Raw genomic sequence first — 8,520 nt, 5'->3', positions numbered from 1 at the left:
CATCTTGATGGCTTCGGTTAACGCCTCAATGGCTTTATCCTGACCAAAGACCAGCATTTTCAGGCGATCGCCCAGATTTTTCAGCGTGTCGCGATCGCTTTGCGAAACGCTCTTCTCCGGAATGCGCGCAATACGCGCCACTACGGACTCGATATCCGCCACGTTGATGGTTTTTTTGCGTTTGCTGACTGGCATCAGGCGCGCACGCGCGCCCGCTTCGTCGATCACATCAATCGCCTTATCCGGCAGGTGACGATCGTTGATGTATTTCACCGCCAGCTCCACCGCCGCACGAATCGCTTTCGCGGTATAACGCACGTCGTGGTGCGCCTCGTACTTCGGCTTCAGGCCGTTGATGATCTGTACGGTTTCTTCGACGGTCGGTTCAGTAATATCGATTTTCTGGAAGCGACGCGCCAGCGCGCGGTCTTTTTCGAAAATGTTGCTGAACTCCTGATACGTCGTAGAGCCGATCACGCGAATTTTGCCGCTGGAAAGCAGCGGTTTGATCAGGTTTGCTGCATCCACCTGGCCGCCAGACGCCGCACCCGCACCGATAATGGTGTGGATCTCATCGATGAACAGAATGCTGTTGGTATCCTGCTCCAGCTGTTTCAGCAGCGCCTTGAAGCGTTTTTCAAAATCGCCGCGGTACTTGGTGCCCGCCAGCAGCGAGCCAATATCGAGCGAGTAAATGGTGCAATCAGCGATCACTTCCGGCACGTCGCCCTGCACGATACGCCAGGCGAGCCCTTCGGCAATCGCGGTTTTCCCAACGCCGGACTCACCAACCAACAACGGGTTGTTTTTACGCCTACGGCACAACACCTGAATGGCACGCTCAAGTTCCTTATCGCGGCCAATCAGCGGGTCTATGCCGCCCACGCGAGCAAGCTGGTTCAAATTGGTGGTGAAGTTTTCCATACGATCCTCCCCGCCTGCTTGCTCTTCAGTGTTCGGTTGGCTTCCGGAATCGGAAGACTGGCTCGGCTCGTCTTTACGCGTGCCGTGGGAGATGAAGTTCACCACGTCGAGGCGGCTCACTTCATGTTTACGCAGCAGATAGGCCGCCTGTGACTCCTGCTCGCTGAAGATAGCGACCAGCACGTTGGCACCGGTGACTTCGCTGCGACCGGAAGACTGAACGTGGAATACGGCACGCTGCAGTACGCGCTGGAAGCTGAGCGTCGGCTGAGTGTCGCGCTCCTCTTCGCTGGCAGGCAGTACTGGCGTGGTCTGTTCGATGAAGGCTTCGAGTTCCTGACGCAGCGCCACCAGATCCACGGAGCAGGCTTCCAGCGCTTCGCGGGCAGATGGGTTGCTGAGCAGAGCCAGCAACAGATGCTCGACGGTCATAAACTCATGACGGTGCTCGCGCGCTCTGGCGAAAGCCATGTTTAAACTGAGTTCCAGTTCTTGATTGAGCATAGGCACCTCCCCCAATTTGAATGCCTGAAATCAGGCCTGTTCCAGCGTACACAGCAGAGGATGCTCGTTCTCCTTGGCGTACTTGTTCACCATCGCAACTTTAGTTTCAGCAACTTCTGCGGTAAACACCCCGCAAATCGCCTTCCCCTGATAGTGAACCGCGAGCATCAACTGTGTGGCACGTTCTACATCATAAGAAAAGAATTTCTGTAACACGTCAATAACAAACTCCATTGGCGTGTAATCATCATTGAGCAAAATCACTTTATACATCGACGGCGGTTTTAGCGCATCGCGTACCTGGTCTTTGGTTAGCTGGTCGAAGTCCAGCCAGTCACGCGTCTTACCCATTGTCAGTGTTCATCTTCAGTTACGCTCCGGCGGGAAACGTCCCGTCACTGACCAGAGCCGGTTTACATTGAATCTACAGTAAAGCGTAGATAACTATCCTCTATTACTGCCATTCGCTATTCCTGCTATTCGCGACCTTGGTCACATTCCTTGCAATAGCGTTAACTGCTTCAAATTTTGGTGCATTTTTCACCATACTTCGCTATCTGTCGCTTGACGCGTTGCCTGATTTATCTAAATTGTACAGGCGAGAGTTGGCGAGGTTTTGAACAGCCCGTCGATTTCACCACCGGTTCTTTCCATCTGAAATAGAAGATTCTCGAAGGATGTCGATGTATGGAAATGGGTACTGTTAAGTGGTTCAACAATGCTAAAGGGTTCGGTTTTATCTGCCCTGAAGGCGGTGGCGAAGACATCTTCGCCCATTACTCGACCATCCAGATGGATGGTTACAGAACGTTAAAAGCCGGACAAGCCGTTCGGTTTGATGTCCACCAGGGACCCAAAGGCAACCACGCCAGCGTGATTGTCCCGGTTGAAGCGGAAGCCGCCGCAGTCGCGTAACGCTTTTGGTCCATTGTGACTATCCCCCACTCAAAATGCCAGTCCTGACGACTGGCATTTTTATGCCCGTTATTCGCGGGCCAGCGCGTCCACCGGGTCAAGCCTTGCGGCGTTTCTCGCTGGCAGCCAGCCAAACAGCACGCCGGTCAGCGTCGAACAGATAAACGCCATCAGCAGCGCCAGCGGTGAAAAACCAATCCCCCAGTCAGGCAGGAACAGCTGGAGCGTAAAGGCGATCATTAGCGAAAGCGAAACGCCTAACGCACCGCCTACCAGACAAACCAGCACGGCCTCAATCAAAAACTGCTGCAGCACGTCGCGGGCTCGTGCCCCCACCGCCATACGAATACCGATTTCCCGGGTGCGCTCGGTTACGGACACCAGCATGATATTCATCACTCCAATTCCGCCCACCACCAGCGAGATTATAGCCACCAGCGTTAAGAACAACTGTAGTGTATGTGTGGTCCGCTCCGCGGTTTTCAAGATGCTGTCCATATTCCAGGCAAAGAAATCTTTCTTACCGTGACGCAGCATCAGCAGCCGGGTCAGCTGCTGTTCAGCAAGCTGGCTGTCATAGCCTTCGTTAACGCGCACGGTAATGGAATTCAGCCATGACTGCCCCATAACGCGCCCGGCCATGGTGGTGTAAGGCAGCCAGACGCGCAGGATTTTACTGCTGCCAAACATGCCCTGTTTTTCATCAGCCACACCGATAATGGTAGCTGGCATATTTCCAACAAGGATGATTTCCCCTACCACGCTGGCTTTGTGCGGGAAAAGCTGGCGGCGGGTATTGCCGTCGAGCACCACCACTTGCGCACGGCTGTTAAGCTGTACGTCGTTAAAGGTATTCCCTTCGCTGAAGGTCATGCCGTAGACGTTGAAATACTGCGCGCCCACTCCTTCCACACTTGCCGACACATCCGTGTTGCCCACGCGCAAGCGGAGGCTTTTTGATACTGCGGGCGTTGCCGAACGCACCCAGGGCTGCTTCTGGATAGCGAGCAAATCGTCATATTTCAGCGCCTGCTGGTACTGCGGATCGTCGTCGCCAAAATCTTTGCCGGGATAAATATCGATGGTGTTGGTGCCAATTGCCCTGATATCTGCCAGCACCATTTGTTTAGCCGCATCCCCCACCACCACGATAGACACCACTGAGGCGATGCCGATGATAATGCCGAGCATGGTTAACAGCGTGCGCATTTTGTTGGCCGTCATCGCCAGCCAGGCCATGGTCAACGCCTCACGAAAGCCGCTGATGAACTGTCGCCATCCGGCAGTTTCAGTCGATGCCGCAATGTTTCCGGCATTTTGCCCGCCGACAAGCGGAGGCGGATTGCTGATGATCTCGCCGTCGCGAATTTCAATGATTCGTTCTGCCTGTGCCGCCACCACCGGGTCGTGGGTCACGATAATCACCGTGTGCCCCTGCGCTTTCAGCTGATGCAGGATCGCCATGACTTCTTCGCCAGAGTGGCTGTCGAGGGCCCCGGTCGGTTCATCGGCAAGAATCACCTGCCCGCCGTTCATCAGCGCACGGGCGATACTCACGCGCTGCTGCTGGCCCCCTGAAAGCTGAGACGGCTGATAATCAACGCGATCGCCAAGCCCCAGGCGCTGCAACAGCTGCTGCGCACGCTCAAGCCGCCGCTTTCGCTCCGTTCCTGCGTACACGGCCGGTACTTCCACGTTTTGCGCAGCGCTTAAATGTGCCAGCAGATGGTAGCGCTGAAAAATAAAGCCGAAATGCTCACGACGCAGGCGCGCCAGCGCATCGCCATCGAGCGTGGCGACGTTCGTGCCGGCCACTTTGTAGGTGCCGCTGGTCGGTTTATCGAGACAGCCAAGAATATTCATCAGCGTCGATTTGCCGGAACCTGAGGCACCGACAATCGCCACCATTTCACCGGCGTTGATGCTGAGCGTAATCCCCTTCAGCACCTCAACGCTCTGATCCCCGGAGGGATAGCTGCGGCGAATCTGGCTAAGTTCCAGCAACGCCGTCATTTCACCGCCCCTGGTTTGCTCTCACCGGTGATCACTTCATCCCCTTCCTCCAGGCCTTTCACCACCTCCACATCCGTGTCATTGCGTGAGCCGATGCTGATTTCGCGCTCTTTAACCTCACCGTTGCGCAGCAGGCGCACGTTATAGCGGTTATCTCCCGTAGCATCGCCAAGCGCCGACAGTGGAATACTCAGGACATTCGTCACACCGGAGAGCTGAATATGCACCTGTGCGGTCATCTCCAGACGCAGCACGCCCTGCGGATTAGGCACCTCAAAACGTGCGTAATAGAAGATGGCGTCATTCACTTTTTCCGGCGTCGGCAGAATGTCCTTCAGCGTACCTTCATAACGGGTCAGCGGATCGCCCAGAACCGTAAACCACGCTTTTTGACCAGGCTTAAGATGAATCACGTCGGCTTCAGACACCTGAGCTTTCACCAGCATGGTGCTGAGATCCGCCAGCGTCAGAATGTTTGGCGCCTGCTGCGCGGCAATCACCGTCTGGCCTTGCAGCGTGGTAATTTGCGTCACTTCACCTGCCATTGGGGCGAGGATGCGGGTGTAGTCGAGGTTCGTTTTGGCCGTGTCGAGCGTGGCCTGATTGCGCTTGATCTGCGCATCAATGGTGCCAATCTGCGCCTCTTTGACCGCCACATCCGTCGCGCTGGTGTCCAGATCCTGGCGGGAAATAAGCTGCGTTTTTGCCAGTTGCTGATTGCGCGCGTAGGTCACCTGCGCCAGTTTACGTTCGGCGATAGCCTGCAGGCGCTGCGCGCGCAGCTCCATCAGCGTCGCCTCCACTTCTTTGATCTGGTTTTGTGCCTGCTCCGGATCGATAACCCCCAGCAGCTGGTCTTTTTTCACCTTATCGCCAATCGCCACCGACAGGGTTTTCAGCTGTCCGCTCACCTGCGCACCGACGTCCACTTTGCGCACAGCGTCCAGCTTGCCGGTCGCCAGCACGCTTTGCTGCAGATCGCTTTTACGCACAATCAGCGTCTGGTAGTTCGGCAGCGGCGCGTTCAGCGTCCGCCACAGCCAGAGTCCGGCCAGCAGAACAGCCGCAATGAGGAGCAGATATAGACTTTTGCGCTTTCCCTTAAGCTTCATAACAATCCTAAATATGTGTTTACCGGGGGATGATTGTATCTAAACATTTCCTCAACGAAACCCTGTCTTTGCCGATAGTCAGGGAGCCGTTGCATCTGCGTTGAAGGAAGCGTTGATGAAATAGCCTTTTCCTTGGGCAAGGCCTGTTTCTATGTCACTCATTGCAGAACTTTCTTACTCCGAACGCCCCACGCTGAAATCCGCCTGGCGGCTGTTTCGCCAGCTTGCAAAAGGGCAGCTGCAGCCAGGACTTGCCTGGCAGAACCCCGCGTATCGCCGCAAGTTTATGCTGCGCTCTCTGTTGACGCCATTGGCGACCACCAGGCTGCTTTCTCACCTTGCCGTTCAGCCACAGCTGGAGGCCATGCTGAATGTGCAGCCGGGTTTACCCTGCCGTATACACCGCCCCTGGATTTCCATGAATATGGCACACCAGAATGCCGCCGAAGCCCTGATCTCACACTATCAGATTTTCGCGCAGAGATTGCCACGTCGGGTAATGAACGCCTACCTCAGCCAGGACGGCGCTACGCTTGCGACGTTGACCGGCCGTGATGAGCAGACCTTCAGCATTCGCCTGTGTGCGGACGCCATGATGGATAAAGAGGGCGAAGCGACCCTGGCATTCTGCGACGCACAAGACACGGTCCTGTCTGAGCTGACGTTTACGCTGTGCCAGTTTAACGGCAAACGAACGCTTTATGTCGGCGGGATGCAGGGGGCGAAATCCCACGTGCCTCACGAGCTGATTCAGGCTGCCACCAAATCCTGCAACGGCCTGTTCCCTAAGCGCCTGCTTGTCGAAGCCGCAATGGTGCTGGGCCAGCTGATGGGAATTGAAGCCCTGCGTACGGTCAGCAATGAAACGCACATCTACCGTAACGTTCGCTATCGTAAGAAAAAACAGGACAAGCTGCACGCTGACTACAACAGCTTCTGGGTGTCACTGGGTGCAACCTTAGACAGCAACGGAGACTACCTGCTGCCGCTGGAAATGCCGCGTAAGCCGATGGAAGAGATTGCCAGCAAGAAGCGCTCGGAATATCGCCGCCGCTATGAACTGCTCGACGGCCTGCACGCGCAGACCATCAGTAGCTGTCAGCGTTAATCTGCCCGCCCGCGTGCCAGCCACAGTACGCGGGAAAACATCTTCCGCAGTAATCCCGGCACGGCCTCCACGCCACGGCGCCCCGCTTCCATTGCCACCTCAATCGCCAAATCAGGTTTCGACGATCGGTGGATTGCCTTCACGATGACCCGCCGCATATTCATCGGAATACCATCCGGGATCTGCGCTACCCGATGGTAAACGTCGTCAAACCCCTGCCGGTACATAAAGTGTTCCATATCCAGCGCAGGGAGTGCTGTCAGGTGATGCCGTTCCAGCTCGCGATCGTTATTGAGCAAGCTGCGGACCGTAGCCGCATATTTTTTTCCGGCTTCGTCGCCGTCCACCAGCACGTGCCATTCAATGCCCATTCGCCGCGCGAATTTAATCAGCGGCTTTAACCCCGACTGCGCAAACTCGATAACCTTAATTCCCTCGGCATCAAAGTGGTGCCCGCACTGGCGCGCCAGTTCGTTAATAACCCAGGTCTCTGTTTCCCCTTCCACTAACAGCCAGCAGCGGGAGAACAGCGAGGAGGCACGATTAAAGCGAATGTGAAAAGCGATACGTCGACCATCCTCAGCGTTGAGTCCATCCGGCCCCAGCCGCCACGATGCAACGCGTGACGATTCGCGCACCAGACGACAGACGTGCTCAACGGGCGTCATCGACAGCAGCTCGCCGGAATTGGTGGTGGTGATACGCTGAAGCGGCAGCAGATTCAGCAGGTTCCACGCCACCGACAGCATAATCGGATGCAGCCGCGTTTCCGGATCCTCCACCAGCAACAATGGCCGCGCGTCTTTATCGAGCCGCACCGTACCCTTGGCCTGCAGCAATGTAGAGAACAGTCCCAGCAGGATCACCCGGTGGCTACGCCCGCCGGGCTTGTCGATCATCCGGTTAATGATATCGAGATAGCGCCAGCTGCGCTGCTCGTCATGAGAACGACGACGCATCAGACGATGGCGGGACTCTGCGGTGCCCTGTTCGGAAAAATAGTGCTCCAGCAGTTGCACCATCGCCGACAATCCCTGACGAATCTGCCCGTCGGACAAATTTTGCGGGCTGGTAACCAGCTCACGGGAAAGAAAATCGAGCTGGCGAGCCGTGATTTCAACATCCGGCATGTTCGGCACCGTACCGTTGCGAATTCGCCTCATAAAGCGGGCATCCCGCAGGCGCAGAACCGGCATCAGCCGCACCAGATGGCGAGCCTGAATATCAATATCATCCAGCGGCAGCGATTCTCCCGCGCCATTAATGAAGCTACGCAGGGTCATGACGCTGTTGTCTTCCGCAAGCTCGCCCTCCAGGCGGTAATGGATACGCTGATATCCGTCCTCACAGGACACCCAGCAGCGTTCCAGCGGGCGATAGCGCCGCACGCGGTGGCGGCCGGGTTCCAGTTCCCGAAACGTCAGGATGATATGCAGATGGTGTTCGCGCCCCTGAATATCACCCGGCGGAAACCAGAAATCTTCGCGGACAAAATGGTAGAGATCGGATTCCGGCGAGAGCAGCAGCGTCAGCGCATCCAGCAGGCTGGATTTACCCCAGGCGTTCTCACCGATTAATACATTGTTCTGTTCGAGCATCAGCGATAAACGATTGATACCGCGAAAGCCAACAATCTCCACTCGTTCGAGAAGCATACGCCCTCCCCCTGAAAACTTCCCTTTCGTTAACAGGAGTATAGCGGCAGGCGTCTGGCGGTGATAGCCGGGCTAAAGCAATGTTACGATTAAAAGGAAGCCGTCACTCTTTCCTCGGCAAACTAATAACCACACAAATAATAACGGCTATCTATGAATTTAATCTTATACAGGATTAATCCGGAAAAAAGTAAACTACACTTATGGAACCTTATCTCTGTACAAGGAACGAGCAGATATTAACTTAAATCAAAATTAACGGTTTTATTTCACTGGTGAAGGGATAGCG

Annotated in this window: 7 protein-coding genes; 2 read left to right on the top strand and 5 right to left on the bottom strand. The window is 55.6% G+C overall.

What is annotated here, in order from left to right; all coding sequences use genetic code 11:
* The coding region (locus RTU33_RS17080) for a Clp protease N-terminal domain-containing protein (RefSeq protein WP_312628956.1) at positions 1-1,428 on the bottom strand (1,428 nt) is incomplete at its 3' end.
* 30 nt (positions 1,429-1,458) lie between these two features.
* Entirely contained in the window at positions 1,459-1,779 is a 321-nt protein-coding gene (gene clpS, locus RTU33_RS17075) for an ATP-dependent Clp protease adapter ClpS (protein ID WP_312628955.1), read from the bottom strand.
* Positions 1,780-2,115: 336 nt separating this feature from the next.
* On the opposite strand from clpS, the gene cspD reads away from it, so the two are divergent.
* Positions 2,116-2,343 (top strand): cold shock-like protein CspD, encoded by a 228-nt coding sequence (cspD, locus tag RTU33_RS17070; protein ID WP_312628953.1) that lies wholly within the window; start codon positions 2,116-2,118, stop codon positions 2,341-2,343.
* Positions 2,344-2,412: 69 nt separating this feature from the next.
* On the opposite strand, the gene macB is transcribed toward cspD, so the two are convergent.
* Entirely contained in the window at positions 2,413-4,356 is a 1,944-nt protein-coding gene (gene macB / locus RTU33_RS17065) for a macrolide ABC transporter ATP-binding protein/permease MacB (protein WP_312628952.1), read from the bottom strand.
* Positions 4,353-5,468, bottom strand: coding sequence for a macrolide transporter subunit MacA (gene macA / locus RTU33_RS17060; protein WP_312628951.1), 1,116 nt, complete (start codon positions 5,466-5,468; stop codon positions 4,353-4,355). Before macA ends, macB begins: the two co-directional genes overlap by 4 nt.
* A 151-nt stretch (positions 5,469-5,619) precedes the next feature.
* Between macA and RTU33_RS17055 the strand changes: the two genes are divergently transcribed.
* Positions 5,620-6,576, top strand: coding sequence for a VirK/YbjX family protein (locus RTU33_RS17055; RefSeq protein WP_312628948.1), 957 nt, complete (start codon positions 5,620-5,622; stop codon positions 6,574-6,576).
* Here the strand turns inward: RTU33_RS17055 and RTU33_RS17050 are convergent.
* Positions 6,573-8,231 (bottom strand): ATP-dependent endonuclease, encoded by a 1,659-nt coding sequence (locus RTU33_RS17050; protein ID WP_312628946.1) that lies wholly within the window; start codon positions 8,229-8,231, stop codon positions 6,573-6,575. The genes RTU33_RS17055 and RTU33_RS17050 overlap by 4 nt on opposite strands.
* Positions 8,232-8,520 lie beyond the last annotated feature (289 nt).

The sequence above is a fragment of the Scandinavium sp. genome, assembly GCF_032012665.1.
Lineage (GTDB): Bacteria > Pseudomonadota > Gammaproteobacteria > Enterobacterales > Enterobacteriaceae > Scandinavium.
Note: the sequence above shows the minus strand (reverse complement) of the source record. Positions and strands in the feature narration are given on the sequence as shown.

What these genes read in the sequence shown, in the direction of transcription:
- cspD (WP_312628953.1), top strand. Translation starts at nt 2,116, where the DNA reads ATGGAAATGGGTACTGTTAAGTGGTTCAACAATGCTAAAGGGTTCGGT.
- RTU33_RS17050 (WP_312628946.1), bottom strand. Translation starts at nt 8,231, where the DNA reads ATGCTTCTCGAACGAGTGGAGATTGTTGGCTTTCGCGGTATCAATCGT.
- macB (WP_312628952.1), bottom strand. Translation starts at nt 4,356, where the DNA reads ATGACGGCGTTGCTGGAACTTAGCCAGATTCGCCGCAGCTATCCCTCC.
- RTU33_RS17055 (WP_312628948.1), top strand. Translation starts at nt 5,620, where the DNA reads ATGTCACTCATTGCAGAACTTTCTTACTCCGAACGCCCCACGCTGAAA.
- macA (WP_312628951.1), bottom strand. Translation starts at nt 5,468, where the DNA reads ATGAAGCTTAAGGGAAAGCGCAAAAGTCTATATCTGCTCCTCATTGCG.
- clpS (WP_312628955.1), bottom strand. Translation starts at nt 1,779, where the DNA reads ATGGGTAAGACGCGTGACTGGCTGGACTTCGACCAGCTAACCAAAGAC.